Source organism: Shewanella chilikensis, assembly GCF_002836945.1.
In the GTDB taxonomy this organism is placed as follows: Bacteria; Pseudomonadota; Gammaproteobacteria; order Enterobacterales; family Shewanellaceae; genus Shewanella; species Shewanella chilikensis.
In genome coordinates, this window is sequence record NZ_NIJM01000009.1 from 1 (window position 1) to 26932 (window position 26932).

Below are 26932 nucleotides of genomic sequence, written 5' to 3' on the forward strand. Positions count from 1 at the left end.
CCCTGCACCATCCATTACCACCACAGCATGTCGTCCTGGTTTAGTTCGGTTGGCGCTCAGTTCCAGGTGCTGGCGCATGATGTCCTTATTAACAAACGGCGTGATGATGGCTTCAGTTTCTCCTGTTGCGGGACTGACTGCGCCGAAGAGGTGCGCGTATTCAAACTGCTGCTGTTTTAGCGCTCTGGGTCTACTGCCTTTCGGTGCCCAGAGTCGTGTTGTTGTATTTTGCTGACCAAATCTGGCTTCGTCCTGAAACCAAATATCAATCTGGTGTGGTCGTATATGGATAGGTGTGTGAAGGAGCGTTTCCAGAGTAAACTTTTTTAAAAGCGTTCTGCACGCCTTGAGTCTGTTTGGGATGCCTGGAGCGGCTGGTTATCCAGCTGAACCCCATGCCCTTGAGTAGCTTGTAGATATGATTGAGGTGGTACTCGACACCAAACTCACTCGATATGTATTGCTGGATATCTGCCCCGGTTAGCCTGCCTCCCTCATTCGATTGTGCTTTGAACTCAATATATCTGGCGAGCCTCCGCTTTTAGTCATTGGACAATGATGGTCTTTTGCCGGGTCGCTGCTTATCTTCAAGCCCTACGAGCCCTTGTTCAAGATAGTTTGAGACCCATGAGTTGACGCTGGATCTTGCCACCTTTAACTGGTTCGCTATTTGAGTACGATTACGGGATTGCAAAAATATGGACACGGCGAGTAACCGCATACGCTTTGGGGATTTTTTCTTTTTTAGAGAGGCAAAGCAAGCTTTCGGCAGTTTCAGATTTCATGGGCCAACCATAAGTGTTGAGTTGCCTACCATTAGCTCAGACTTCAATGCGGATTGGTATAAAAAGCCAGCTTAGGTGGCTGGCTTATGGGTTAGCGGGGGAACTCTACAAGGATTTTATCTAGGATTGGTTGGCGTCCGGGAGTTTGTTCAGAGTTATCCTTTCTCTTGCTGCTATACCAGTTATCCAGAGTAGAACCAGATTATAAGTAAAAGCCAGTTCCTGAACTGGCTTTTTATGAGAACTACCGGCAGTTTCCCTGATGAAAGTGTCCTCAAAACGGCAAGCTGAAGCCTATGCTGACAGTACGACCCATGCCTTTGAAGTAACGGTTGTCGTTAGCCATAGTCTGTGAGTAGTAACTGTAGTAGTCCTTATTCAGCAGATTCTGTAGCCCCAATGTCAAAGTGCCTTGGTACAAAGGCATAGAGAAGGAGGCATCAACCGTGACATAGCCGTCAAACTCGGCGTACTCTTCACCATTGGCCTTTTTAAAGCTACGGTCCATATAGTAGTTGGCCTGAATCCGCCCACTCATCTCGGCATTGAACCTGTGTTCCCAGAACAGGTTAAGACGATTGGGTGCTATGTTGGCGCCGTCGAGATCTGTGTCTGTGCTGCCATCTTTATTGGAATCATACTCCCCTTGCTGCAGCGCCAGGTTCAGCCCCAGATCGTCGTCATTACCCAGGTAAGCCGTGACATTGGCTTCCAGTCCTTGGATCACGCTCTTTTCCCGTTTCACATTGTAGAAGCCGTCTTCATTCAGGGCCAAGCGGGCACCCAGTTTGGCCTCGGAGCGATACAGTGCCAGCTTGGCTGCCAACAACTCGCCTTGATAGTCCAAGCCCAGTTCATAGTTATCTGTGACCACGGGCTCCAGCGTCAAAGAGCCTTCCACGCTGGGGTTTTGGTCCGGGAAGCTGTTGCCGTCACGCAGAATTCGCCCTATGTCTGCCATACCAAAACCTTGGCTGTAACTGGTATAGAGGCGCAGCGCTGAGGTGAAGTTATAGCTGGCACCTATATTGAACAGGGTTTCATTGAAATCCGGTTCGCCACCGGCAACCTGTTTGTGGCCAGAGGCCCACAGGGTTTGGAAATCATCGACCTTGAGTTTGGCATATTCATAACGAATGCCGCCGGAAAGGGTCAGGGCATCTGCAGGTGAGAAGCTCAATTGGGCATAGGGGGCGATATTGTCGTAACGGGTCTCGGGTACCCAGGCGCGTCCGGTCTGCACCAGATCCTGCTCTGTGGTATCGCTGAAAAGGTCTACACCATAGGCCAGATCCACGCCGCTGTCGGCCAGATTATTGGCGATCATTGACGCCTTGAGGCCCCACTTGTTGGACTTGTTGCGTGACTGGTCATAGAAGTACTGCTCGCCATTGGCGCCGGTATCACAGGTTGTCAGATTCGCTGCACCTTCGAAGGCCGGATCATAGAAGCTGCCGAAACAGCCACCGCCATAGACACCCTTGAAGTTCTGGTTGAACAGTTGCAGTTCCAACTGCTGCCCGGCGATGTTGCGATGCTTATAGGTGAGGCTGCTGGTGGTGACCTTGTTGTTGGCTGCCTGCCAGGGTTGTTGCTGTTTTACCGCCGATGTAGGAGTATCTGTGGCGACATTGCCTTTGACCGGCATCCAATCACCATTGTTGTCCATATCGTAGTGGTTGACCATCAGCTCCAGTCGCGACTCGCTGAACTCATAGCCCAACTTGAGAAAGAAGTCCTTGCTCTGGCTGTCCATCGACTCGCCCTGGGTGGTGTCGACACCTATGACATCATCGTTGGCATCATAGTAAACACCATTGCTGTGGTATCCCACTGAACCCAGCATATCCAGGTTGCCGCTTTGGCCGGAGAAGGCATAGTTGGCACCAAAACTCAGGCTGTCGGATTCGAAGCTGGTGGGGGAGGACAGATCAAAACTTACCCGGCTTTCGTTGTCGCCGCTGGGTTTCTTGGTGATGTAGTTGATTATGCCGCCCTGAGCGCCAAGGCCGTGCATGGCATTGGCGCCATGGATGATTTCAATTCGTTCTATCATCATGGGATCTATGGTTTGACCCGAGCGACCACCACTGCGTAGAGGGTTTGACTGAGGCACGCCATCTATCATGATGAGGGGAGCTCGGCCGCGCAGGGTTTCACCGGTATTGGTCATTTTCTGGCGGCTGGGGGAGAAGCTGGGGGCCAGGTTGCCCAAAATGGTCGATAAGTCCCGGGTGGTGGCCAGCTGTTGCTTGAGCTGTTCCTGGTCTATGACTGTCACAGTATTGGGGATGGCACTGAGTGGTTTTTCCATCCGACTGGAAGTGATGACCATGGTTTCCATTTGGGACTCTTTGGCATAAGCCACCTGGGCTGCCAGTCCGGAAAGTACTGACAGAGCGACAAGGGAGCGAGTGAATTTCATCGTTATTCCTAATGTTTGCCATCTTGGAAGACGGCTTATTGGTTTGCGGTTTCCGGCGCTCCCTGCCGATTAGATAAATACAAATCATTGTTATTTGCATAACGGCCAAGAAGTATAAAATAGGCTGGTTTTCTCTGTCCATAGTTGTGATGAATTTTTGTAAAGAGTGTCAAGGTGCTAAACCTGGGATGTGATTAGCTGGCTAAAGGCTGGAATCTCGCTCTCCGGCTATGAAACTTTCAGGCTGGCTGTGGTATGGTTGGCGCATCTGAATTTTGTTAATCCAACAGATCCTTACTATGCATAATATTGCTCAGATTATTGCCCAGGAGCTGAACGTTCGTGAGCAGCAGGTTGCTGCTACCATCAGCTTGCTGGATGAAGGCGCTACAGTGCCTTTTGTGGCCCGTTACCGTAAAGAGGTGACGGGGGGGCTGGATGATACCCAGCTGCGTAACCTGCACACTCGTCTCGGTTATTTGCGGGAGCTCAATGATAGGCGTCAGGTGATCCTTTCCTCGATTGAAGCCCAAGGAAAACTGACCGCCGAACTGAAGTACGCCATCAATGAAGCCGACAGCAAGACCCGGCTTGAAGATCTGTACCTGCCCTATAAACCCAAGCGCCGTACCAAGGGCCAAATTGCCATTGAAGCCGGTATCGAGCCCTTGGCTGATGCCCTCTATGCCGCCGCCGGCAGCGCCTCCATGGATCCTGAACAGGCCGCCGAGGCCTATCTCAATCCGGAAGCCGGTTTTGCCGATACCAAGGCGGTGTTGGATGGTGCCCGTTATATCCTGATGGAGCGGATCGCCGAAGATGCCGAGTTGCTGGCCAAGGTGCGTAACCATCTGCAACAGTCGGCTGTCATTGAAAGCCGACTGGTCTCCGGCAAGGAGAAGGAAGGCGCCAAGTTTCGCGACTATTTTGAGCACACTGAAAAACTCAGCTCAGTGCCTTCTCACCGGGCGCTGGCTATGCTGCGCGGCCGTAATGAAGGCGTGTTGAGTCTATCGATGAATGCCGATCCTGAGGCAGAAGCCAAAGCCGGTAGCTATTGTGAGGTGCTCATTGCCGAACACTTGCGTCTTAAGCTGAGTGACAATGCTCTGGATAACTGGCTGAAGACGGTTGTCACAGCCACTTGGCGGATCAAAATCGCTCTGCAGATGGAAACCGAGTTTATCACCAGAATGCGTGAAGCGGCGGAAACCGAGGCGATTAAAGTCTTTGCCCGTAACCTGGGCGACTTGCTGATGGCACCTCCTGCCGGAGCCAAGGCCACCATGGGACTGGATCCCGGGTTGCGTACCGGGGTTAAGGTGGCTGTGGTCAACGACACAGGCAAGTTGGTGGGCCATACCACTATCTTCCCTCATGCGCCTCAAAATCAGTGGGATAAGTCGATACGCACTCTGGCTAATCTGGTCAATATGCACAAGGTGGAGCTGATCGCCATAGGTAACGGTACCGCTTCCCGTGAAACCGACAAGCTGGCAGGTGAAGTGATTGCCATGGTCAAAGACAGCAATCCCGGCATCACTAAGGTGATGGTCAGTGAAGCCGGAGCCTCTGTTTATTCTGCCTCTGAGCTGGCGGCCAATGAGTTTCCGGATCTCGATGTTTCACTGCGTGGCGCCGTATCCATCGCCAGAAGGCTGCAGGATCCGCTGGCGGAGTTGGTTAAGATTGAACCCAAGTCCATTGGTGTGGGCCAGTATCAACACGATGTCAGCCAGAGCCAGCTGTCGGCTTCATTGGAAGCTGTGGTTGAAGATTGTGTAAACGGTGTCGGCGTTGATGTAAACATGGCGTCCATGCCGCTGCTGAGTCAGGTGGCCGGTCTTAACCGCACCTTGGCCAAAAATCTGGTGGAATATCGCGACGAACACGGTCGCTTCAACGACCGTAAAGAACTGCTCAAGGTGCCACGCCTGGGGCCCAAGGCCTTCGAACAGGCCGCCGGCTTCCTGCGGATCCGTGAAGGCAGCAATCCGCTGGATGCATCGGCCGTTCACCCTGAGGCTTATTCGCTGGTAGAAAATATTGCCAAGCTCAAGGGTAAACCTGTTGCCGAACTGATAGGCAACAGTGAACTGCTGAGCAATATCAATCCGGCCGAATTCATCACTGATGCATTCGGTTTGCCGACAGTAACGGATATCCTCAAGGAGTTGGATAAGCCAGGTCGGGATCCCCGGGGCGAGTTCAAGACCGCCAAATTCAAAGATGGGGTTGAGGCACTAAAGGATCTTAAACCAGAGATGATCCTCGAAGGCGTGGTGACCAATGTCACTAACTTTGGTGCCTTTGTCGATATCGGCGTGCATCAGGATGGACTGGTGCACATATCTTCTCTGACCGACAAGTTTGTCAGCGATCCTCATACCGTGGTCAAGGCCGGTGATGTGGTCAAGGTAAAGGTCATGGAGGTAGATATTGAGCGTAAGCGTATAGGTCTGTCGATGCGCCTGGACGAAAAGATTGAACCAGGCAAGCCACAACAAAGAGCCGGTAAGCCGCAAGCCAAGGGCAATAAACCAGGTCAGGGCAAACAACGTCCTGCCACCAAGCCACAGCCAGTGAATGCCGCCATGGGCAATGCCTTTGCCGATGCCTTTGCCAAGCTGAAGAAAAGCTGATCGACAAGTTGTTGAATATCTATTAACGGTCCGACAATAGATGAATCCCTCGATAATTATCGGGGGATTTTTTTACCCGCGATTTTTTGTTGCTAATACTCGAGCCAATAGTGCTGTTTCTCGCTAACCATGAATTCTGCCACTTTTACTATCTTTTGCGAACGGCTTCACCCCCTGGCGCGATAGACAATAACAAACAAATGTTAATGAAACTTTATCTTAGTCTTTCTGTCATAATTGCGCGGCAAATCGGCTCTTTCTGGGGGTTGGCGTGCGGTAAATTGTCAATTTTTTAACAAACGCCAAGGCAAAAAAGTGGTGAGGAACCCTGGAAATGATGTTTTCTCGTTTTAAGTTTACCGGACCGTTTCGCGGTGTACTGATTTTCAGTTTATTGGCTTTGTTGTGCCTGATGTTGAGCCGAATTGGGCTGGGGCTTTGGCAATACGAAAGGGTAGTAGCCGTTGGTGGTTGGAGTCATCTGTTGTTGCAGGGGGTCAGGGTAGATGTGGCCATGCTTTGTTGGCTTTGGGGTGTTGTGGCGCTGGGTACCGCCTTGTTTGGCGGCGATCATTGGCTCGGGCGTTGCTGGTCTTGGATACAACGTCTGTGGCTGACTCTCGGGCTTTGGTATTTGTTGTTCTTGGAGTTGTCTACTCCCTCCTTTATTGAAGAGTACGGTGTCAGGCCAAATCGCCTCTATGTTGAGTATCTTATTTATCCCAAAGAAGTACTTTCCATGCTCTGGAGCGGCCGCAAGCTGGAGCTGATTATTTCAGTGGTTTTGTCTGGAGTCATCCTTTGGAGCGGCTGGAAACTCTCAGGTTATCTCTGTCGCAATTGTCGTTTCCCCAAGTGGTATTGGCGCCCTGTGCTCGGTGTGCTGATCATTGTCTTGTCTTTGGCTGGGGCCAGATCCACTCTTGGTCATAGACCGTTGAATCCGGCCATGGTGGCCTTCGCCGATGATCCACTCGTCAACTCGTTGGTGGTCAATTCAGGTTACTCGCTGGCTTTTGCTATCAGCCAAATGAATAACGAGGCCGACACATCGTGGATCTATGGCGATATGGACAGAAAGGAGATCTATCAGATAATCCGCCAGGAGACTGGCCGTGCGCCAGCTGACTTTATATCAGACCAGTATCCCAGTTTGAGTCAGAACCAGGCCAGCTATCGTGGTAAACCCAAGAATATAGTCATCATATTGCAGGAGAGCCTGGGTGCTCGTTTCGTTGGCAGTTTGGGGGGCTTACCGCTGACCCCAAATCTGGACGCTTTGGCCAATGAAGGCTGGTATTTCGAGAGCCTGTATGCCACGGGTACACGTTCAGTTCGAGGCATAGAGGCGGTGACCACTGGTTTCACCCCAACGCCGGCGCGTTCTGTGGTCAAACTCGGCAAGAGTCAAAGTGGTTTCTTCAGTCTTGCTGCATTGCTGCAGGCTCAAGGGTATTCCACCTCTTTTATCTACGGTGGTGAAAGCCATTTTGACAATATGCGCAGCTTCTTCCTCGGTAATGGCTTTAGCACCATAGTCGACCAGAAAGACTATCCTAAACCTGCCTTTGTCGGCTCCTGGGGGGCTTCAGATGAAGATCTAATGCGCAAGGCCGACTCAGAGTTCAAGCGCCTTCATGCCGAGGGAAAACCTTTCTTTAGCCTGGTGTTCAGTTCGAGCAATCATGATCCCTTTGAATTTCCTGATGGCCGTATCGAACTGTATGAACAGCCAAAACAGACCCGTAACAATGCTGCCAAGTATGCCGATTACGCCATAGGTGAGTTTTTTCGACTGGCGAAAGAGGCTGACTATTGGCGTGACACCCTGTTTCTGGTGGTGGCCGATCATGACAGCCGGGTTTCCGGGGCTTCCTTGGTGCCAGTGCCCAGATTCAGGATCCCCGGTTTATTATTGGGTGAAGGGATAACGGCTAAACGGGACCCGCGGGTAGTGAGTCAGATAGATCTGCCGCCAACTCTGTTGTCTTTGGCCGGCATAGATGCCACTTACCCTATGTTAGGGAGGGATTTGACAAAGATGCCCGACAACTGGACTGGCAGGGCCTTGATGCAATACAACAAAAATTTTGCCTATATGGAGGATAACAAGGTCACCATATTACAGCCGGAGAAAGCGCCTATGACCTTTGATTATGATCCTGTAAAGGAGCAACTGCACGCCGCGCCACTCTCTGATTCAATGGCTCGCACGGCGCTTGGGTTGGCACTCTGGGGTAGCATGGCATATCAGGATGGCTTATATAAGCTGCCGCCAAAGATGGATCAAGCCAGTGCAGAGATACCGGCTGCGGGCATAGGCTCGGTGCATTGATGGTAAAAGGTATCGATTCTCTGCCCCAGCTCACGATAAAACTGCGGTGTTTCATTCGGCATGGGATGAGGTCCGCTATTTAATGCAACTGCGGGTTTGGGATACGCCGAGGCTTCAAGCTGGCGGTTACGGATATCGCGGCGATCCAGAGCCGGCTTGCTGAACAGGTTCAGCCGCAGAGGCTTACTGCCTTGGCGTTGCTGTTGCTCTTGTTGCTGCTGTTGTTGACCAGACTGTTGTTGGCGCTCCTGGACTCTATCGGCTAGTTTGGCCTGTTGCTGCGCCGAGTCTGCTGTGCGTTCATGCTGCGGGTTGAATGCCCTTTCTTCATGGCCTTTACTGGGTTGCTGGGGCGGAATGACCGGCGGTCTTTGTTGACTCTCTACCCGAGCGGCATCGGTCGCAGGATTACTGGTCGCGATCGGTACCTGTGGGTAGTGGGAGACAAGCTGCATAGGGCATTCCTTATATTACTGTCCAAATAATAGTCAATCAGGGCAAGGAATTAAAGTCTTTCTCTGTTAGCCAGCTATTTAGCCCCTGAATAAACTCCTGAGGATGGGAAATAAAGGGGGCGTGTGATGCCTTGGCCAGCAGTAAATCTGTGGTTGATGCGTTACCCGGCAAGAGGTTAGCGATTCTTCTGGGCACCAGCCCATCCAGCCTGCCCCAAACCCTGAGCCAGGGAAGGGCGAGTCGTTCCAGTCCGGGGCGTAGATCCACCTTGGCCAGCGTCTCTAAGCCTTGCGCCAGAGCCTGTTCATTGGGTAGCGGACGTGCCAGAACCAGCTCGCGAATGGTGCGAATATCGTCACGGGCGCTATCGCTGCCCATAGCTTGGATCGCTAGAAATCTTTCTATGGTTCGCTGCAGATCCTGTTGCAGTTGCTCGGCAAACTGAGTCAGCACATTTGGTGCTATTCCTGGCCATTGGTTGTCGCTCCTGGCCATAAAGCAGGGAGATGAGGCGACAGTGATAAGTCCGGCAACTCGTTCTGGAAAGCGCTGAGCTACCCGGGTGGCGACCAGGCCTCCGAGCGACCAGCCCAACCATACTGCCTGCTCGGGCAGAGCGGCCACCAGGGCGTCCACCCAGTCGTCTATTTCCCCGTCAATGGTCTGGCTAAAACCAAATCCCGGCAGGTCGACACAGTGGACTCTATACTGAGATAAGCCAGGCAGCAGAGGATGAAAAACGGCACTGTTGACGCCCCAACCGTGGAGTAAGATCAGATCCCGTCCCTGTCCCTGGCTTTCGATATACAGACTCACTGAAACACCTCATGGAAGATTTGTTATGTGGAGCCCTCTATTGGCAGGATGCCGGGCCCTATTGGCCGCCAGTTTACCCAACCGTTGCCTACTGTGTCACCAGCAGATCCCGTCAGCTAGTCAGGGTTTGTGTCCCTGCTGTCTTGCTGCCAGCTGCTACCGACAACCTATCTGCCTCGGCTGTGGTCGGGAGTTGGCTGTCATTGCCCGCTATTGTGGTTCCTGCATGAAACACAGTCCTATCCCTGTAGTGGCACCGGCCAGCTATCACTCCGCATTGGGGCCACTAGTCGGCCGAGTCAAATACCAGCAGGATTTTGCTCCACTGCCGACATTGGTCCGGGCTTTATCTTCCAGAGTAAAGACGTTGGCGACTGCTGGACTTATCTGTTGGCCACAGGCCTTGGTGCCTATTCCTTTGCATCCGGCGAGGCTGCAACAGCGGGGCTTCAATCAGGCCTGGGTGATTGCATCCATGTTGAGTCAAGAGTTGGCGCTGCCGCTGGAGGATTCTTTGCTGCTGCGGGTTGCGGATACCGCACCCCAGGCCGGTCTCAGCGGCAAGGCTCGTAGGCGGAATCTGGCCAAGGCGTTTGCAGTGAGGGGGGAATTACAGTGGCAACGGTTGGTATTGGTGGATGATGTGGTGACGACAGGCACCACTATCCGGGAAGCGGCCAGGGCTTTAGCTCCCTGGTCACCGGATGTTCAGGTGTGGTGTCTGGCCAGAGCCGAAGCGCCCGGATTGAGCCATAGCTCCTGAGCGGTTAAAGGCGGTAAGTATGGTGACAACTAAAGATCAAGATTCGACTTGAAATTGTGGAAGATAAAATCGAGATCCCGACAACAAAAAACTCAGCTCTATCGCTTTCGGGACTACAAAGCGCATGGCAGTCGGAGTATGATAGCTCTAATTCTTACTAATTTACTCAGGTTTACCCTGACGGAGCAGGTTGTCATGATTACCATTTCCGAAGCAGCTCAGGCACACTTTGTTAAACTCCTGGATGGTCAGCCGGAAGGCACTCATATTCGGGTCTTTGTTATCAGCCCTGGGACTCCTCAGGCCGAATGTGGCGTTTCATATTGCCCACCGGATGCAGTTGAAGCCGACGATATCGAATTGGAATTCAATGGCTTTAAGGCCATGGTCGATGAAAAAAGCGCTCCCTTCCTGGAAGAAGCCAGCATTGACTTGGTGGCCGATCAGTTAGGTTCACAACTGACTTTGAAAGCGCCCAATGCCAAGATGCGTAAAGTGTCTGACGATGCTCCACTGACCGAGCGCTTGGAGTATATGATCCAAGCCGAGATTAACCCCCAGCTGGCCAGTCACGGCGGTCATATCATGCTGGTGGAGATCACTGATGACGGCGTGGCGGTACTGCAGTTCGGCGGTGGTTGTAACGGCTGCTCCATGGTCGATGTGACCCTGAAAGACGGCATTGAGACTCAGTTGCTGGAGCGTTTCCCCGGCGAATTGACCGGTGTTCGTGACGTAACAGATCACCAGCATGGCGACCATTCTTACCAGTAATACTGGTACTTGGCGCCAAAGAAAAGGACAGTATTGAACTGTCCTTTTTTATTGCCATCAGGCTGGGATAAAGTGGTGTTGGCGCCAGAGAAAGTGCAGCCCGAGACTCAGGCTACGCGCCAGCATAAAGGCACTCATCGCAACCCAGAGAGCATGGTTACCCAGAGGTTGCAGTATGAACCAGACCGGAAAAAATACTGCCAAGCTGGCGAAAATCATGCTGTTGCGCATCACTTTACCTTTGGTGGCACCAATATAGACACCGTCAAATAGATAGGAAGCAAATGCCAGCAGCGGCAGGACGATAAGCCATGGCAGGTAGAGCAGGGCTGTGTGGCGAACCTCGGGAATATTAGTCAGTATGCCGATGAGTTGCTCACCGAAAATCCAGAAACAGCCACTGAACCCCAAGGCTATGATGGCCGACCAGCTAAACGCCAGGGCGACCGCTTGCCTGAGTGCATCCAAGTGTTTTTGTCCCATAGCTCGGCCTACTTCGGCCTCGGCATAGTAGGCTATACCGTCCAAAGCGTAAGAGATTAGCAGCAACATATTCAATAACACGGCATTGGCCGCGACAGTTTCATCACCGAGCCCGGCGCCCTTGAAGGTCATAAAGGCGAAGGTTGCCTGCAAACACAAGCTGCGGATAAAGATATCCAGGTTCAGGCTCAAGAGGCGACTAAAGTCGCGGGGATGTAACTGCCCGAGTAGCTCAGCAATAGGCGGCAGATTGAACTGTTTTAACTGGCGCAACACCATAGTACAGGCTACGGCACAGGCGGTCATATCGGCGATGACGGATGCCAGGGCTGCGCCTTCTACGCCCCAACCCAAACCTATAACAAACAGCAGATCTAGGGCAATATTGGCACAGTTGGCGATGATCAACTGCCACATGGCGGCCTTGGGTTGCTGACGGCCCAGCAACCAGCCAAGTAGAGCCAGATTCAGCAATGCAAATGGGGCTGACCAGATACGAATGGAAAAGTAGCTGGCGGCGTAGTGGCTGACCTGCTCACTGGCATCGGATAAACTGGCAGCCAGGCTGAGTATCGGCCCTTGCAACAGCAGAGCCATCAAGCCGAGGAAAAGTGCCAGCGTGCCGGCCTGCATCAACAGCTGCAGTTGCCGAGGCTTGTCATCGGCGCCATAGGCTTGGGCAACCATGCCCGTGGTGGCCATACGCAGAAACCCCAGCAACCAGAACAGCAGTGTTATAATGGTCGAACCAACGGCGACGCCCCCGAGATAATAGGCGTCACTCAAGTGCCCTATGACAGCCGTATCCACCAGACCCAGTAGCGGCACCGTAATGTTGGACAGTATCATTGGAAGCGCCAGCGCAAACAGCTGGCGGTTTTTTTGCCTGTCGAACAGGCCAATGCTGGTGGTCATAATTTCTCAGAGGTTAATGATGTTGAAAAAGCTGTGCTTTTTGCTCTGCAGTTGCCTTGGACTAATGAGTTCATCTGCCCTGGCGGCAGTTATTCTACAGTATCACCATGTTTCTGACAGCTCGCCGGCCAGTACCAGTGTGACTCCGGCCCAGTTTCGGGAGCAGATGCAGTATCTGGCGGACCATGATTTCAATGTGGTGCCGCTGACCCAAGTGATAGAGACGATTCGTCAGTCCAAAACATTGGCACCGAGAACGGTTGCCATCACCTTCGACGACGGTTACCTCAACATTGCCGAGGCGGCGCATCCAATACTGAAAGAGTTTGGCTTTCCCTACACACTGTTTGTGGCGATAGAACCGATAGAAAAGGGTTACCGTGAGATGATGAGCTGGGAGCAGCTCAGAACACTGGCGGCAGAAGGCGCCGAGATTGCCAACCACAGTTGGGGGCATGAGCATCTGATCCGCCGCAATGCCACCGAAACCGAGGAGCAGTGGCTGGCGCGAATCGAAGCCAACCTGCTTGAGACCGAGGCCCGAATTGCCAAAGAAACCGGCGACAACCTGAAGATACTAGCCTATCCCTACGGCGAATATAACAGCCAGTTGGAGGCCTTGTTGCAGCGTCTGGGGTTTGTTGGCTTGGGGCAGCAGTCCGGTGCGGCAGGCCTTCACTCTGCTTTGACCTCTTTGCCGCGTTTCCCCGTGGCCGGTGCCTATGCCGATATGAATGCTCTCAAGGTGAAACTGCATAGCCTGAATATGCCGGTGCAGGCCATCTCCCCCAGTAACCCTGAGTTACCCATGGGCCAGTGGCGGCCTGAACTTGAGGTGACTCTGGACATGAGCGATATCAATCAGTCGCAGCTCATGTGTTATGTACAGGGGCAGGGCGCCAAGAAACCTCAATGGTTGTCGGCGAATCGTTTCCGTATTCAGGCTGAACTGGACTTGCCTCCGGGGCGATCCAGATACAACTGTACCGCCCCCAGCAAACGTCACGGCAGCTATTATTGGTTTTCCCAGGCATGGGTTAGGCCAAAGGATGACGGCAGCTGGGTCAAGGAGTAGTCAGTAATTGCAACAACCTGGCCGGGATATTCGCCAGTGGCAACTGCTCGTTGCAGGCATTGAGTGCCACTGCCGAGCCAGGCATACCCCAAACCACGGAGCTGGCCTCATCCTGGGCTATGGTGTGGGCTCCCGCTTGATGCATTTTCAGCAGGCCTGCCGCACCGTCTTTACCCATGCCCGTGAGAATCACCCCTATCACCGACTTAGCGGCAATCTCGGCAATGCTGTTGAACAGCACATCCACCGAGGGCTTATGGCGGTTGACGGTTTCCGTGTCCAGCAGCCTGGTGTAGATATGGGCCCCACGGCGCTCGAGTACCAAGTGGGCATGGCCCGGTGCCAGATAGGCAACGCCCTGAGTCAATCTTTCCCCGCCCTGTGCCTCTATCACTTCCATGCTGGCGTATTGGTTGAGACGACGGGCAAATGAAGCGCTGAAGGCTGCGGGAATATGCTGGGCTATGACTATGGGGGGGGTATTGGCCGGCAGCGGCGCCACTACTCGTTGAATGGCTTCAGTACCGCCGGTGGAAGCACCTATGGCTATGATACGGTGCTTGAGTTTGGTGTCACAGCAGAGCGGCACCGAGCTGCCATATTGCGGGGTGACATGGCTGGCGGCGGCCAAATGCACTTTATCGATCAGCTCTTGCTGATAGTCCAGAAGCCTATTGGTCAAGTCCTGTTTAGGTTTGGCGATAAAGTCGACCGCTCCGAGGGACAAGGCCTCTAAGGTCACTTCGGCGCCGCGCTCGGTTAAGGACGACACCATCACCACTGGCATGGGTCTTAGGCGCATCAAGTTACGTAGAAAGGCCAGGCCATCCATCTTGGGCATTTCCACATCCAGGGTCAATACATCCGGCTGCAGTACTTTAATCATCTCTCTGGCTTTATAGGGGTCTTCGGCACAGCCGACGACAATGATGTCTTCGGCCTGGCTGAGCATATGACTCAGCAACTGGCGCACTAGCGCTGAGTCGTCGATAACCAGTACTCTTACCATGATTAATATGACTCCTTCCTTCCTGATGCGTCGAACTGTCGCGGCAGAATTGAGTTCTGATGCCGCAGGCGATAGGTGGTTTGAGCGACGGTTTCAAACTCACGGGAGATATTGGTCAGGCTTTCCGAGTGACCGATAAACAACACGCCATCATCGGCCAGGAGTTTTCTGAAGCCGGCCACTATCTTCTGCTTGGTGTTCTGGTCGAAATAGATCAGCACATTACGGCAGAAGATGGCATCGAATGGGCCCTGCATCGGCCAGGGCTCCAGTAAGTTGAGCTGCTTGAAGAAGAGTAATTTTTTGATCTGGCAGCTAATGCTGAACTCTTCCGCTGCGCCTTGCAGATAGTGATGCAACCGCTTGGGGATGGCCTCCAGTCCAGCCTGGGGATAAACTCCTGCTTCGGCTCTGGCCAACACATTGGTATCGAGATCGGTTGCCAATATTTTCAGATCCCAGCCAGAGGCTGCGGGAAAGTGCTCTGCCAAGGTCATGGCTATGCTGTAGGGTTCTTCGCCGCTGGAGCAGGCTGCCGACCAAACTCTCAGCCTGCGCTGCTTGCGCTGCTGCCAATAGGGCGCCAGTTCGGTTTCCAGAAAGTTGAAGTGGTGCCGCTCACGGAAAAAGGAGGTCAGATTGGTGGTCAACGCGTTGATAAATGGCGCCAGTTCCAGAGGGTCGTTTTGCAGCTTGAGGCAGTATTCCTCGAAGTTGGCCAGCCGCAACAATCGCAGTCGGCGGCTGAGCCTGGAATACACCATATGGCGCTTGCGCTCGGGTAACACTATCCCTGTGTGTTGATAGGCCAGCTCGCGGATAATGCCAAAGTCCGCGGCTGTCATCGGGAATGCCTTCTCTTCATCGAAGCTCAATCAGTATCTCCTAGAACTCGCTCCACTCTTCTGAACTGACACGGATCTTGGGGGACTTATCCCCGGCGATCAGGGTCAGGGGCTTGCCGGCGCCCTTTTCCAGATTGGCGGTATTGAAGAAGCCCAATTGACGCTTCATGCTTCTGGCCTGTTCGGCCATGGCATCTCCTGCTGCCGAGACCTGTTCCACCAAGGCGGCGTTTTGCTGAGTCATTTCATCCATCTGCGATACCGCCTTATTGACCTCCTGGATCCCAACCGACTGCTGCTCTGCGGCTATGCTGATCTGGTTGATCATGCCGGCAACTTTAGAAACGGCCTGCACTATCTCCTGCAGGGTTTCACCGGATTGATTGACCAACTGGGTTCCATCTGTGACCTTGTTGACGCTGTCGCGGATCAGCTCCTTAATCTCTTTGGCGGCACCGGCGCTGCGCTGTGCCAGGTTACGTACCTCTCCGGCCACTACGGCAAAACCACGGCCTTGTTCTCCGGCTCTGGCAGCCTCGACCGCAGCATTCAGCGCCAGCAGGTTGGTCTGAAAGGCGATTTCATCTATCACGCTGATGATGTCGGCAATGCGTTTGCTCGAGGTGTTGATCTCCTCCATGGCGCTGACGGCCTGTTTGACTACCTTGCCGCCTTCGCCTGCCTTCTCGCTGGCCTGCTGGGCTAAGTTATTGGCCAGAGTGGCATTTTCGGCGCTTTGCTTCACAGTAGCTGTCATCTCCTCCATGCTGGAGGCGGTTTGCTCCAGGGAGGCGGCCTGCTCTTCGGTACGCTGGCTAAGGTCGGCGTTGCCTTGAGCTATCTCTTCGGCTCCCGAAGTGACAGTATTGGCTGAGTCATTGATGCCCCCAATCACTTCGGTCAACTTACTGATGGTGGCATTGGCATCTTGCTGCAGCTTGGCAAACTGACCCTGATATTCGCCATCTAGTTTTCGATCCAGTTGCCCCTTGGCCAGGCCATCGAAGATATCGGCGATTTTGGAGATGACATTATCGGCTATGCCGACCAAGCGGTTGAGGCCGCTGGAGAGATTAAGGAAGAAGCCTTCCTTGTTGTGAATATCCAGGCGGCGGCTCAGATCGCCGTCGTTGGCCGCCGTGATAATGGCGTCAATCTCCTGCTCTATGGCCACTTCATCGGTACGGTCGGCCCATTCAACCACAGTGCCAATTCGCCCCTGTTCCGGGTCCAGTATCGGGTTGGCAATGATTCTGAAGGTACGGCCGCCAACTTGCAGCTGGCTGTCGTAGGTCTCGGTCAATCCGGCGAGAATATTGCGCTGGTGGCTGGGGACCTTGTGGAATCCATCGATATTTTGTCCAAGCAGTTTGCCGGCATTGAACGTGGGCAGGTCGCGGAGAATATCTTTCTCGGCTGCCTGAAACATCTGCTGCACAGCCTGGTTGAGGTAGATGATATTGCCGTCGTTATCCGCCACCATGGTATTTGAACTGACATTATCCAATGCCTGACGAATGCGGGCATTTTCGGCCGCCAGCTGTTTTTCCTGCTGCTCTTTGGCCAGGCTGGCGGTGATATCCTGCCACTCCACCACGGTTCCGGTACGCTTGCCCTGTTCAAATACCGGGGTGGCAATCAGATTAAATGTTAGCCCGGCCACCTTGATGCGGGTGTTATAGCTGTCGGTGAGCTGGTCCAGCAATTGTCGCTGATGCTCAGGATGGCGATGGAAGATATCGATATTGCTGCCAATCAGCTCGCTCATGTTGAAGGCCTGCAACTCCTGTTGCAGCTTTTGCTCATTGCCGGCCAGCATTTCATTCAGTGAGTCGTTCAGGTAGATGATCTTGTAGTCGGTATCGGCGACCATCACATTGGCCTGGCAGACATTGAGTGCCTGCTTGATGCGAGTATTTTCTGTAGCGCTTTGCTGCTCCAATTGTTGTTTGCTAAGGGCTTCGGTGAGATCCTGCCATTCGACCACAGTGGCAATACGCTGCTTGTTTTCGTCGAATACCGGCGAAGCTATCAGGCTGAAGGTACGACGACCTACCTTGATCTGAGTCGAGTAAACTTGCTCCAAGCCGGCGATCAATTTCTTTTGATGCTCAGGGTTGCGGTGGAAAACATCCATATTGGCGCCCTGCAGCTTGTCGGCCTGGAATTGGGGCAATACCTCTTGAATGTCGGCCTCGGCGTCCTGCATGGTTTGTTGCAGCGAGTGGTTGAAGTAGAGAATATCACCGGCTGGATTGGCCACCATCACATTGGCCTGGCAGATATCCAGAGCCTTGAGAATGGCTTGCTGCTGTTGCTGGCCCTGACGCCAACGACTGAGCTCGTCCAGCAGTGGCTGCCAGCCCGGAAGATTAAGCTCGGCAAACTGCTGCGTGCCGTCTTTCAGCAACCGCTGCAGTTGGTTGATGGCGCTATCCAGGGTGCCTTTGTGCTTGAGTGAGTGCAATAGCCCAAGCAGTATGCAAACCAGGGTGACGCCCTGCAGAATAATAATGATATTGGGATCTTGGCCTAGCAGCATGAGCGCCATCACGGCGATGCCCGTGATTAAGCCAAGCAGATTCCAGGGATTGCTGTTGATTATGTTGGCATTGGCGGCATCCATTCTTCTTTCCTCGATGTCTTAAAGGTTGGCAGCCTGAGGCTGTTCCAAGTCCAGTTGCTGCAGCAAACTGGAAAGTTGTGATGCATCCGGCAGCACTTCATTACCGAGTAACATATTGATATTCAATAGTATGACCATCTTATCGGCCACACAGGTGAGCCCATGGATGAAACGCATGTCTGTGTCCTGGCCAAAATCGGGCGCACTGCGGATCTCGCTTTGGGTGATACTGAAAACATCGGAAACGGCATCCACCACTATGCCCATCACCTTGTACTGTTTATCCAGGTGCACCTTCAGCACTATTACTACTGTGGTTGGGCCATATGCCAGGGTCTTGATACCGAACCTTTGGCGCAGATCTATGATGGGAACTATGGTGCCGCGCAGATTGATCACCCCTTTGACATGGGGCGGTGCATTGGGAATCACCGTGGTTGCTTCCCAGCCACGGATCTCCTGCACCGAGAGAATATCGACGCCATATTCCTCATCGGCCATCATAAAGGTGAGGTATTGCTGTGATTGATCTTTTGCAGCTGCTGATGTTGCAGGGTTGGATTCTGTCATTGCGCTTCCCTTCTAGGCTGCATGTTCCTGAGTTTGATTGAGGCCAGACATGGTCACGAGTCCGGGAATATCCACTATCAGCGCTACCCGGCCGTCACCGAGAATGGTGGCACCGGACACCCCGGGCACTTTGGCGTAGTTGTCTTCCAGACTCTTGATCACCACTTGTTGCTGCGCCAGCAACTCATCGACCAGCAGGCCGACTTTTTGGTTGTTGTTGTCCACCACCATCACCAGCCCCTCTTTGACCTCTTTGGCCTGAGCCAGGTGATTGAACTCCTGATAAACGCGGATGACCGGCAGGTACTCGTCTCGCAGGCGGATCACTTCGTGCTCTTCAGACAGCTTGTTGACCTTGCTGCTTTCCACTTGCAACGACTCATAGATGGAGACCAGCGGCACCACATAAGTATGCTCGCCGACCCTCACCAACTGGCCGTCGAGAATAGCCAGGGTCAAAGGCAAGCGAATGGTAAAACGGCTACCCTTGCCGGGCGTCGAGGCCAGCTCCACACTGCCGCTGAGTGCTTGAATGTTGCGTCTGACCACATCCATACCCACGCCCCGGCCAGAGAGGTCGGAGACGCTGTCGGCGGTAGAAAAGCCGGGTTTAAAGATGAGCTGCTGAATCGCCTCTGTGCTGAGTTCCTCTTCAGCACCGACCAAGCCTTTATCTCTGGCCTTGGCGAGAATTCTGCCGGTATCCAATCCGGCGCCGTCGTCGGTTATTTCTATGACGATATTGCCGCCTTGATGGAAGGCGTTGAGGGTGATCCTGCCGGTTTCCGGTTTACCCTTGGCACTGCGCACGGCAGGGGATTCAATGCCGTGATCCAAGGAGTTACGTACCAGATGCACCATGGGGTCGACAATTTTCTCCATCACTGTCTTGTCGAGCTCTGTCTCCTCACCTTTGAGGATCAGCTCGACCTTCTTGCCCAGCTGCTGACCTATATCGCGTACCAAGCGGGGGAAACGGTTGAAGGCGAAGCTGATAGGCAGCATGCGGATCTGCATCACGCTTTCCTGCAGATCCCGGGTGTGATTGGCCAATTGCTCCAGCCCCTGCTGCAGTGACAGCAGGGCGTTATCGTCAATGTGTTCCTGTTGGCCTATCTGCCCCAGCATAGCCTGGGTGATCACCAGCTCACCCACCATATTGATCAGCATGTCTATCTTGTCGGTGCTGACCCGGATAGAACTGGTTTCCGCCGTTTTGGCAACAGCCTTGCCGGACTCCACTTTGGCTGTGGTGGCTGCGACCTGTGGCTCTTGGGAGACTGGGGCAGAAGTCGAGATAGGGGCTTGTTCCTGCGGAGAAACACCTTCGACAAGCTGTGCCTTGGCGGGTAACTGCTGATAATGGATTTCACAGTCGTCCTCGACCCACTCAAACACCTCTTTTATCCGCTCAAGTGGCGCCTCTGTGTCGAGTTGCAGCTGCCAATACAGACGGCAGGATTCGGGATCCAGGTCTTCAAACTCAGGCAGTTCCTGCGCAGGCAGGCTGACCTTTAGCTCACCCAGCTCGGCAAGCTCGTTGAACATCAAAATGGGGTCGTTGCCGCATCTGAGAATGTCTGCGCCGGCATGGAAATCTATCTGCCAGCTGAGCCCAATTTCTTTGGTTTCAGAATCTTTGGTTTCTGATACTTTGGCTGCTGACTTTTCATTGCTTTGGCTGGCGTTATCCGGTGCTTCTTCGACCCCGGCAACTTCGGACAGTTCCTGATTGAAGCGGTTTTCCAGCTCTTGTTGCTGGGGTGATTCAAAGCTTTGACCTGCCATCAAGGCCTGCAGCATGTTGCGCAGCAGATCCACCGACAAGAGCAACATATCCTGATGATTGGCGGTCATTTCCCGGCGGCCATCACGGATTTCATCCAACAGGGTTTCCAGTAAGTGGGTGAATCCGGCGACCTGGTTGAAACCAAAAGTGGCGCTGCCTCCCTTAATCGAATGGGCGGCACGAAAAATGGTATTTATGGTTTCCGGATCCGGTTGCGGCACGGTCAGTTTCAGCAGCTCAGATTCCATGACCTCCAGGCCTTCGAGGCTTTCTTCAAAGAACACTTGGGTGAATTGGCTCAGATCTATGTCCATATATCCGCTCCTTGCCGGAGGCTAACCCAATACTTTGCGAACCGTGGCCAACAGCTGATCCGGGTTGAAGGGTTTGACTATCCAACCTGTGGCTCCGGCGGCTCGTCCCTGTTGCTTCTTGTCTGAGGTCGACTCTGTGGTCAGCATCAACATGGGCACAAACTTGTAGTTGGGTAGCTCGCGCAAGTTACGTATCAGCTCGATACCATCCATAATTGGCATGTTGACGTCCGATATCACCAGGTCAAACTCTCTGCCTTGGGCTACTTTCAACGCTTCCTCGCCATTGTTGGCTTCGGTCACGTCGAAACCTGCTGTCTTGAGGGTAAAGCTCACCATTTGCCGCATGGAGGCTGAATCATCAACTGCGAGGATAGTCTTCATTGAGCGTTTCCTTTTCAAAATCTGAATCGAGTGTCGGGATCCTGATACCCAGGCGCATCAGTTGAGCGATAAAGGCGGGTTGAGCCTGTTGCCATGACAGTTTCAACCCTCGCTTGTCGCAACTCAGCGCAAACAGGTACAGCAACTGGGCGCCGGCAGTATCCACCTTGTGCAACTCACCGGCATCCAGGATCAATTCATCGACCCGATGCAGGAGTTCCAATAATTGTTGGTAGAGTGGCTGAATATTACGAATGTTTATTTCTGTTCCCAGTGCCAGTGTGTCGATGGACATAGTGCTTCCCTGTTTTCCCAACACACAAAAGATAGTCGGCAAATTTCACTTCTGCCTATTTTCAAAAGAAAAATGGTATATGAATCTACTAGGCTCTTTAGGGAGTTAGTGAGGCCCTTGATACTGAGTAACCAGAGTGCGAAAGTCGGCCAGCAGTTCATCGTTGCGGATTTGCGGCAGTTGTCCGGGTGTCTGTGAACTGGGCTTGATGGTGGCGTAGCGGCGGCCGTCTGGCGAGATCAGAATCAAAGAGGCGCTGTGATCCACTTGGTAGTCAGGGCCATCGCCGACCAGCGAATACACCAGGCCCAGATCGCGGCTGAAGGGCAGTAATGCCGGGTGCTCGGCCCGCAAACCTATGAATTCGGGATTAAAGAAGGCCAGGTAGTCTTTGAGTTTACTTTGGCTGTCACGCTCAGGGTCGACACTAAGCAGTATCACCTGTATCGGTGCCACTTGTGCCAGTTTCGGGTAGACGGCACTGAGTTTGCCAAGGGTGGTGGGACATACGTCCGGGCAGGAGGTGTAACCGGCGAAAATCAGACTCCATTTCTGTTTTAGCTTGTCATTATCGAATTGATGACCGTTTTGGTCCTGCAACTCAAAGGGCTGCAGTGGCCTTGGAGTTTCATATTGAAAGCTGGTTTTCAGTGCCTGCGGCGGCTGAGACGAAGGTCGGTGAAACAGCTGCACACTGGCCAAACAGCCAAGACCTATGAGTAAAATACCCGCCACCAAGATGCGTTTCTTCATGATTCAACTCCAGAGGTAATGATCCACAAGCAGGGCAATAAACAGCAGCATCAGCTGATAGATGGAGAAACGGAACACGGCCATCGCCAGCCCGGGGCGGTCGGCAAACTTGAGTTGCCAGGCCTTGTAGATAAACAGGCAACTGAGAATGGTGGAAGCCAGCAGATAGACGGGGCCACTCAAGCCAACCAAAACCGGCAATAAGCAGGCGATGGCCAGCAGAAGGGTGTAGAGCAGAATACAGGTCTTGGTAAATTCTACCCCGTGAGTCACAGGCAACATGGGGATATCCACCTTGGCGTACTCTTTTTGACGGTGAATGGCCAAGGCCCAGAAATGAGGTGGAGTCCAGGTGAAAATAATGATCACCAACAGCCAGGCGTGGCCGTGAAAGTCATTGGTTACCGCCGTCCAACCCAGCAGAGGCGGCATGGCACCGGCAAGGCCACCTATCACGATATTTTGGGGGGTTGCCCGCTTTAAATAGGCGGTATAGATAAGGGCGTAGCCAATCAGGCTGGCACAGGTTAACCATGCGGTGAGTGGATTCACCAGCCAATAGAGTAGGGTAAAGCCCGCCAATCCAAGCAAGACGGCAAAGCTCAAGGCTCGGCTCACGCTCACTCGTCCCTTGGGTAAGGGGCGGTTATAAGTGCGGGCCATCAGGCCATCAATGCGTCGATCGATAAGGTGATTCAAGGCGGCCGCCGAGCCCGCCATCATGGCGATTCCCATTAGCCCGGCAAGCAAGGGCTGTAGGGGGACGGCACCGGGCAACGCCAGGCACATGCCCACCAGGACGGTGAGCAGCATCAGCGCCACCACCTTGGGCTTGGTCATTTCCAGGTAATCGCGCCAGGAGATCTCTGTGCGGGTCGCATCCTGGGCTATGGAGAGTAGTTTGGCCATAAACAGTCCCTCTTCAGGCTTTACGCCAAAGCGCATAGTTGATGAATACCAAAGTCAGCAGCAGCAGGGCTGCGCCGCCGTTATGGGCAACCGCCACCGGCAGCGGCAGATGCAGCAAGACGTTGGCCAGGCCCAATGACAGCTGTAATCCCAGCACTAAGGTGAGTACCAGAGCCGAGCGCTTCAACATGCTCGAGTCGGCTCTGCGCCAGAGCATGAATGCCAGGGTGAGTACTAGTATCGCGGTCAGCAGGGCACCTATTCGGTGGGCAATATGTATGGTCATCCGGGTGTGATAATCCAATACGCCGAACTCAAAGCTGGGATGCTGCCCCTGAAAAGGAGAGAAGGCATCTGCCAGACGTAGGTTGCTGCTCCAGTCACCTTCGCAGATAGGCAACTCTGTGCAGGCCAGGGCGGCGTAGTTGGAGGAGGTCCAGCCGCCAAGCATAATTTGCAGTACCACAACAGCCAGCGCCACCATGGCCAAAGGCGCCAAGGTGCGGGCTTTGGGATCGCCATCCGGGATTTGCAGCGGTCGGAGCCTGAGATACAGCAGCAACAGCAGCGAAAACAGGGTGAATCCCCCGAGCAGGTGAGACATGACCACGACGGGCATCAGTTTCATGGTCACAGTCCACATTCCCAGCAGCGCTTGAAATACGATCAGGGCGGCGATCAGTCCCGGCAGCTTCTTCGGGGTTGCGCTGCCACGCCAACTCTGGATCAAAATAAGTAATACCAGAATCCCCAGCGAGCCGGCCACATATCTGTGGATCATCTCCAGCCAGGCTTTCTTGGGTTCTATTTCTTGTCCCGGAAAGTGGCGTTCGACATGAGCCAATTCATGGGCCTGAGAAGGCACCTTGAGATGGCCATAGCAACCGGGCCAGTCGGGGCAGCCAAGGCCGGCATCCGACAGCCGGGTGTAGGCGCCCAACAGGATGACCGTCAGAGTGCAGATGAGGGTCATCTTCAGTAGCAAGTTCAGTTTCATCAGCCCACCCTCGAGAGTTTCAACAGCTTACGCAGGTCGCTGACCAAGGCCTTGCCCTGCAGGAGTTGGCTCTGGTGATCCACTACCCCGGGATAGGCCAACACCCAAGCGCCCAGAGGGTCGACTATCACCAACATCTGCTGCTGTAATGGATTCTCGGCGGTCAGAGGTTTATCCAGAGTGACTCGATGAAAGTCGTTGTTTAGCGGAGCTTCCGTGTCGCTTTCCCGGTTGATGAAAATCAGGGTGTCGACCCTGTCCATCTCGGCACCCAGCGCCGTATGGCTCTGCTGCAATATGAAGAGTCGTTCCTGGCATAGTTCATCGCAGTTGGCCGGTATCAGGTATAGGACTTGCCAGCGGCCGGGAAGCGGGTTGTCGAGCCCAAGTTGCTGATAACCCAGATTAGCCGGCAGCAACTGGCCCTTATTGGTGGCCCCGCCTTGATATAGCTCGAAGCTCAGTACCAGTTTTGCCAGTATCACCGGCAGGGCAAAGGCCAGCAGTAGTATTAAGAGTGGTCTTTGGGTTCGGGAGTTCATCCTGGCTCCTCTTGCTGTAATTGGGCGTTCTGAATTCAGCTCGCCCTATGGTTAGTGTGGTTAGTGTCGATTCAGTTTCCAGCGCCACCAGACAAGCAGTAACAACAGGGCGGCAGCCATGGAAAACCACTGCAGGGCATAACCCAGGTGCTTTTCAGCCGACATGGGCAATGGCTGCCAGGGTCTTGGCAAGTCCACACCTTCCAGTTGCTCCGGCTGCAGCACGGCCGGGATCAGTTTGTGCCCAAGCAAGTGCTCGAGCTGCGGCCAGTTGAGATTTTGTATTCGCTTGGGCCAACCGGCTTCGGCCAAGAGCTCCTGGCTCAGTGGGTTACTGCCCTTTTGCCACAATCGGCCTTCGAGGGTGAGGCGTGGCGGTAATGGCAATATCTCTGGCAGTTCACTGCGTTTTTCTGCGGCTGGGATAAACCCCAGCTCCAGCAATAGCCAGGGTTGCTCCGGCTCAACTTGCAGAGGTTGCAGCAACAGGTAGCCCACGCGTCCCTGATACACCTGGTTGTCCAGCAGCAATTGCTTGCCGCTCAATACATTGGCACTCAGCTGCAGTTTCTGCCCTGTGAGCCGGCTGCCAGGGTCTTGCCTCAGCAGAGCTGAAAAACTGTTTGGCCCCGCATCCGCTTTGGCGGCAATCTCCTGAGCCAATAGTTGCTTTTCTTCAGCGCGCTGCAGTTGCCAGAATCCCAGCTTGACCATGAGTAGAAACAGCCCCAAAGTAAATAACAGTGCAAGGTAACGCCCCCAAGGGATGGGAGAGTGAATGTCAGTCAGTTTTTTCTTTAAAGTCATATTGGTACTGCTACTGCTGTTCATCATTTTCAACCTTGGTCGCGCCCTGTGGATCATGGTGCGCGGCGATTCATCTGTTCCCATGAGCCGTTTTCTTGGCCGCCGGGTGTTGTTTTCGGCGCTGGTGGTTCTTTTGTTGCTGCTGGCATTGGCGCTGGGGATTATTTCCCCCAATCCCCGGCCTTACTAAAGCACATACACAAAAACAAACAGGCATAGCCAAACCACATCGACAAAGTGCCAATACCAGCTGCCGGCCTGAAAGGCAAAGTGACGCTCAGCGCTGAAGTGCCCCTTTAAAACCCTGAAAAACAGCACCAACAGGAATAGCGTGCCCAGAGTCACATGCATACCGTGGAAACCTGTCAGCAGGAAGAAGGTGTTGCCATAGACACCGGACTGCAGCGTCAGCCCCAGCTCAGTGTAGGCATGGACATATTCCTCTCCCTGCAAGATTAGAAAGGCCAGTCCCAGCAAGATGGTGAGTCCAAGCCAGAGGGTTAAGGCGGTGCGTTTGCCTTTCTCTAACCCTAGGTGGGCAAAGTGCAGGGTAATAGAGGAGGTGAGCAGAATAATGGTGTTGAAAAGGGGTAAACCATTCCAACCCATGGCTTGGGTTTCAGTACCGTCCGGGGTTTTCAGTAAGGGCCAGCCTGCGCTGAATCCGGGCCAGAGCACTTCGTTGGTCATGGCATTGTTGGATGCGCCACCCAACCAAGGCACGGCCACCATACGGGCATAGAAGAGGGCGCCGAAAAAGGCCGCAAAGAACATCACCTCAGAGAAGATGAACCAACTCATTCCCTGACGAAATGACCTGTCCATCTGTGGCGAATAGAGACCACTCATGGATTCATGGATCACGTTTCTGAACCAGCCAATCAGCATGAACAGAATGACGGCAATTCCCGCCAGCAGTACGTAACTGCCGTGGCCCCCGTCAGACTTGAGCTGGGATACATAAGTACCGGCACCATAGGCGATAAGGAAAAGCCCCAATGCGCCGACAATCGGCCAGGCGCTTTGAGCCGGAACATAATAGTGTTCATGTTTACTGGTCATTTCGCTGCTCCTTGCTCCAGGGCATCGGATATCTGTCTATCCGTGATGTCATAGAGGGTGTAAGAGAGGGTCAGAGTGCTGATGGAGTCCGGCAGGTCCGGATCCACGTAAAACACCAGCGGCAGCTCGGCACTGGCATCGGCAGCCAGCGGCTGCTGATTGAAACAGAAGCACTCGGTTTTATTGAAGTAGGCGGCGCCTTGTCCCGGTGAAACGGAAGGGATCGCCTGACCTATCTTGTATTGGTGTGACAGGTTGCGGGCCAGAAAGCGGGTATGGGTCAACTGGCCGGGATGCACCTTGATACGGGTCACTTCCGGCTTGAACTCCCACGGCATTCCCTTGGCCACCTGAGAGATAAACTCCACAGTGACCAAGCGGCTGTTATCCACTTGGGCACTATAAGTGGCGGCGCTGGTGTTGGTCTTGCCATTGATGCCCAACTGCTGACAAAGCACGTCATAGAGCGGCACCAGGGCAAAGCCGAAGCCGAACATGGCTACGGCGCCAAGCAGCAGCAGGCGTACCAGTTTACGGTTGTCAGGGCGGGAGTCTGCCATA

Annotated in this window: 27 protein-coding genes; 6 read left to right on the top strand and 21 right to left on the bottom strand. The window is 53.6% G+C overall.

The window, feature by feature from the left end:
* The 4 genes from CX651_RS20330 to CX651_RS04740 all read right to left on the bottom strand — a co-directional run.
* Positions 1–363, bottom strand: a 363-nt coding sequence (locus tag CX651_RS20330) for a transposase (protein WP_198552042.1), incomplete at its 3' end; no start/stop codon positions are given.
* Complete coding sequence (locus tag CX651_RS20335; RefSeq protein ID WP_101054062.1) at positions 266–520, bottom strand: helix-turn-helix domain-containing protein; 255 nt, start codon at positions 518–520, stop codon at positions 266–268. The genes CX651_RS20335 and CX651_RS20330, both read right to left, overlap by 98 nt.
* A gap of 21 nt (positions 521–541) precedes the next feature.
* The gene (locus CX651_RS20340) at positions 542–721 is read right to left on the bottom strand and encodes a helix-turn-helix domain-containing protein (protein WP_101054067.1); all 180 of its coding nucleotides are present in this window, start codon (positions 719–721) and stop codon (positions 542–544) included.
* A gap of 338 nt (positions 722–1059) precedes the next feature.
* Positions 1060–3210, bottom strand: coding sequence for a TonB-dependent receptor (locus CX651_RS04740; protein ID WP_101054070.1), 2151 nt, complete (start codon positions 3208–3210; stop codon positions 1060–1062).
* Positions 3211–3509: 299 nt separating this feature from the next.
* Between CX651_RS04740 and CX651_RS04745 the strand changes: the two genes are divergently transcribed.
* Positions 3510–5852 (top strand): Tex family protein, encoded by a 2343-nt coding sequence (locus tag CX651_RS04745; protein ID WP_101054073.1) that lies wholly within the window; start codon positions 3510–3512, stop codon positions 5850–5852.
* Positions 5853–6189: 337 nt separating this feature from the next.
* Positions 6190–8187 (top strand): LTA synthase family protein, encoded by a 1998-nt coding sequence (locus tag CX651_RS04750; protein WP_101054281.1) that lies wholly within the window; start codon positions 6190–6192, stop codon positions 8185–8187.
* Here the strand turns inward: CX651_RS04750 and CX651_RS04755 are convergent.
* Together CX651_RS04755 and bioH are read right to left on the bottom strand one after the other, a co-directional pair.
* Positions 8139–8642 (bottom strand): hypothetical protein, encoded by a 504-nt coding sequence (locus CX651_RS04755; RefSeq protein ID WP_101054077.1) that lies wholly within the window; start codon positions 8640–8642, stop codon positions 8139–8141. The two genes, CX651_RS04750 and CX651_RS04755, sit on opposite strands and share 49 nt — an antisense overlap.
* Positions 8643–8679: 37 nt before the next feature.
* On the bottom strand, positions 8680–9459 hold the full coding sequence (bioH, locus tag CX651_RS04760) for a pimeloyl-ACP methyl ester esterase BioH (protein ID WP_101054082.1): 780 nt from the start codon (positions 9457–9459) through the stop codon (positions 8680–8682).
* A 226-nt stretch (positions 9460–9685) separates the two neighbouring features.
* On the opposite strand from bioH, the gene CX651_RS04765 reads away from it, so the two are divergent.
* Both CX651_RS04765 and nfuA read left to right on the top strand, forming a co-directional pair.
* Positions 9686–10222 carry a ComF family protein gene (locus CX651_RS04765; protein WP_224867252.1) on the top strand — a complete coding sequence of 179 codons (537 nt, stop codon included), beginning with the start codon at positions 9686–9688 and terminating at the stop codon, positions 10220–10222.
* A gap of 195 nt (positions 10223–10417) precedes the next feature.
* The gene (nfuA, locus tag CX651_RS04770) at positions 10418–10996 is read left to right on the top strand and encodes a Fe-S biogenesis protein NfuA (protein WP_028780834.1); all 579 of its coding nucleotides are present in this window, start codon (positions 10418–10420) and stop codon (positions 10994–10996) included.
* 57 nt (positions 10997–11053) lie between these two features.
* Here the strand turns inward: nfuA and CX651_RS04775 are convergent, their stop codons facing one another.
* Positions 11054–12394 (bottom strand): MATE family efflux transporter, encoded by a 1341-nt coding sequence (locus CX651_RS04775; protein ID WP_101054088.1) that lies wholly within the window; start codon positions 12392–12394, stop codon positions 11054–11056.
* A 19-nt stretch (positions 12395–12413) separates the two neighbouring features.
* On the opposite strand from CX651_RS04775, the gene CX651_RS04780 reads away from it, so the two are divergent.
* The gene (locus CX651_RS04780) at positions 12414–13469 is read left to right on the top strand and encodes a polysaccharide deacetylase family protein (RefSeq protein WP_101054091.1); all 1056 of its coding nucleotides are present in this window, start codon (positions 12414–12416) and stop codon (positions 13467–13469) included.
* On the opposite strand, the gene CX651_RS04785 is transcribed toward CX651_RS04780, so the two are convergent.
* The 12 genes from CX651_RS04785 to CX651_RS04840 all read right to left on the bottom strand — a co-directional run bounded on the left by CX651_RS04785 (position 13459) and on the right by CX651_RS04840 (position 25309).
* Positions 13459–14478 (bottom strand): protein-glutamate methylesterase/protein-glutamine glutaminase, encoded by a 1020-nt coding sequence (locus CX651_RS04785; protein WP_101054095.1) that lies wholly within the window; start codon positions 14476–14478, stop codon positions 13459–13461. The genes CX651_RS04780 and CX651_RS04785 overlap by 11 nt on opposite strands.
* 2 nt (positions 14479–14480) lie before the next feature.
* On the bottom strand, positions 14481–15323 hold the full coding sequence (locus CX651_RS04790; protein ID WP_101054098.1) for a CheR family methyltransferase: 843 nt from the start codon (positions 15321–15323) through the stop codon (positions 14481–14483).
* Positions 15324–15363: 40 nt separating this feature from the next.
* Positions 15364–17949, bottom strand: coding sequence for a methyl-accepting chemotaxis protein (locus CX651_RS04795; protein WP_101054101.1), 2586 nt, complete (start codon positions 17947–17949; stop codon positions 15364–15366).
* An 18-nt stretch (positions 17950–17967) separates the two neighbouring features.
* Positions 17968–18519, bottom strand: coding sequence for a chemotaxis protein CheW (locus CX651_RS04800; RefSeq protein WP_101054104.1), 552 nt, complete (start codon positions 18517–18519; stop codon positions 17968–17970).
* 12 nt (positions 18520–18531) lie between these two features.
* Positions 18532–20622, bottom strand: coding sequence for a chemotaxis protein CheA (locus CX651_RS04805; RefSeq protein ID WP_101054107.1), 2091 nt, complete (start codon positions 20620–20622; stop codon positions 18532–18534).
* A gap of 21 nt (positions 20623–20643) precedes the next feature.
* Entirely contained in the window at positions 20644–21006 is a 363-nt protein-coding gene (locus CX651_RS04810) for a response regulator (protein ID WP_101054110.1), read from the bottom strand.
* Positions 20984–21301 (bottom strand): STAS domain-containing protein, encoded by a 318-nt coding sequence (locus CX651_RS04815; protein WP_101054112.1) that lies wholly within the window; start codon positions 21299–21301, stop codon positions 20984–20986. The genes CX651_RS04810 and CX651_RS04815 overlap by 23 nt, the downstream gene beginning before the upstream one ends.
* A gap of 105 nt (positions 21302–21406) precedes the next feature.
* Positions 21407–22054, bottom strand: a complete 648-nt coding sequence (locus CX651_RS04820; RefSeq protein ID WP_101054115.1) for an SCO family protein — start codon at positions 22052–22054, stop codon at positions 21407–21409.
* A 3-nt stretch (positions 22055–22057) separates the two neighbouring features.
* A complete protein-coding gene (cyoE, locus tag CX651_RS04825) occupies positions 22058–22963 on the bottom strand; it encodes a heme o synthase (RefSeq protein ID WP_028780842.1) in 906 nt (301 codons plus the stop codon).
* 13 nt (positions 22964–22976) lie between these two features.
* Positions 22977–23960 carry a COX15/CtaA family protein gene (locus CX651_RS04830; RefSeq protein WP_101054118.1) on the bottom strand — a complete coding sequence of 328 codons (984 nt, stop codon included), beginning with the start codon at positions 23958–23960 and terminating at the stop codon, positions 22977–22979.
* Entirely contained in the window at positions 23960–24502 is a 543-nt protein-coding gene (locus tag CX651_RS04835) for a hypothetical protein (protein ID WP_101054121.1), read from the bottom strand. Before CX651_RS04835 ends, CX651_RS04830 begins: the two co-directional genes overlap by 1 nt.
* Before the next feature lie 60 nt (positions 24503–24562).
* On the bottom strand, positions 24563–25309 hold the full coding sequence (locus tag CX651_RS04840) for an SURF1 family protein (protein ID WP_101054285.1): 747 nt from the start codon (positions 25307–25309) through the stop codon (positions 24563–24565).
* Here CX651_RS04840 and CX651_RS04845 point away from each other — a divergent pair.
* Positions 25281–25499 carry a DUF2909 family protein gene (locus tag CX651_RS04845; protein WP_025010819.1) on the top strand — a complete coding sequence of 73 codons (219 nt, stop codon included), beginning with the start codon at positions 25281–25283 and terminating at the stop codon, positions 25497–25499. The two genes, CX651_RS04840 and CX651_RS04845, sit on opposite strands and share 29 nt — an antisense overlap.
* On the opposite strand, the gene CX651_RS04850 is transcribed toward CX651_RS04845, so the two are convergent.
* Both CX651_RS04850 and CX651_RS04855 read right to left on the bottom strand, forming a co-directional pair.
* Complete coding sequence (locus CX651_RS04850) at positions 25496–26371, bottom strand: cytochrome c oxidase subunit 3 (RefSeq protein ID WP_025888193.1); 876 nt, start codon at positions 26369–26371, stop codon at positions 25496–25498. The genes CX651_RS04845 and CX651_RS04850 overlap by 4 nt on opposite strands.
* A complete protein-coding gene (locus tag CX651_RS04855) occupies positions 26368–26931 on the bottom strand; it encodes a cytochrome c oxidase assembly protein (protein ID WP_028780846.1) in 564 nt (187 codons plus the stop codon). The genes CX651_RS04850 and CX651_RS04855 overlap by 4 nt, the downstream gene beginning before the upstream one ends.
* Position 26932 lies beyond the last annotated feature (1 nt).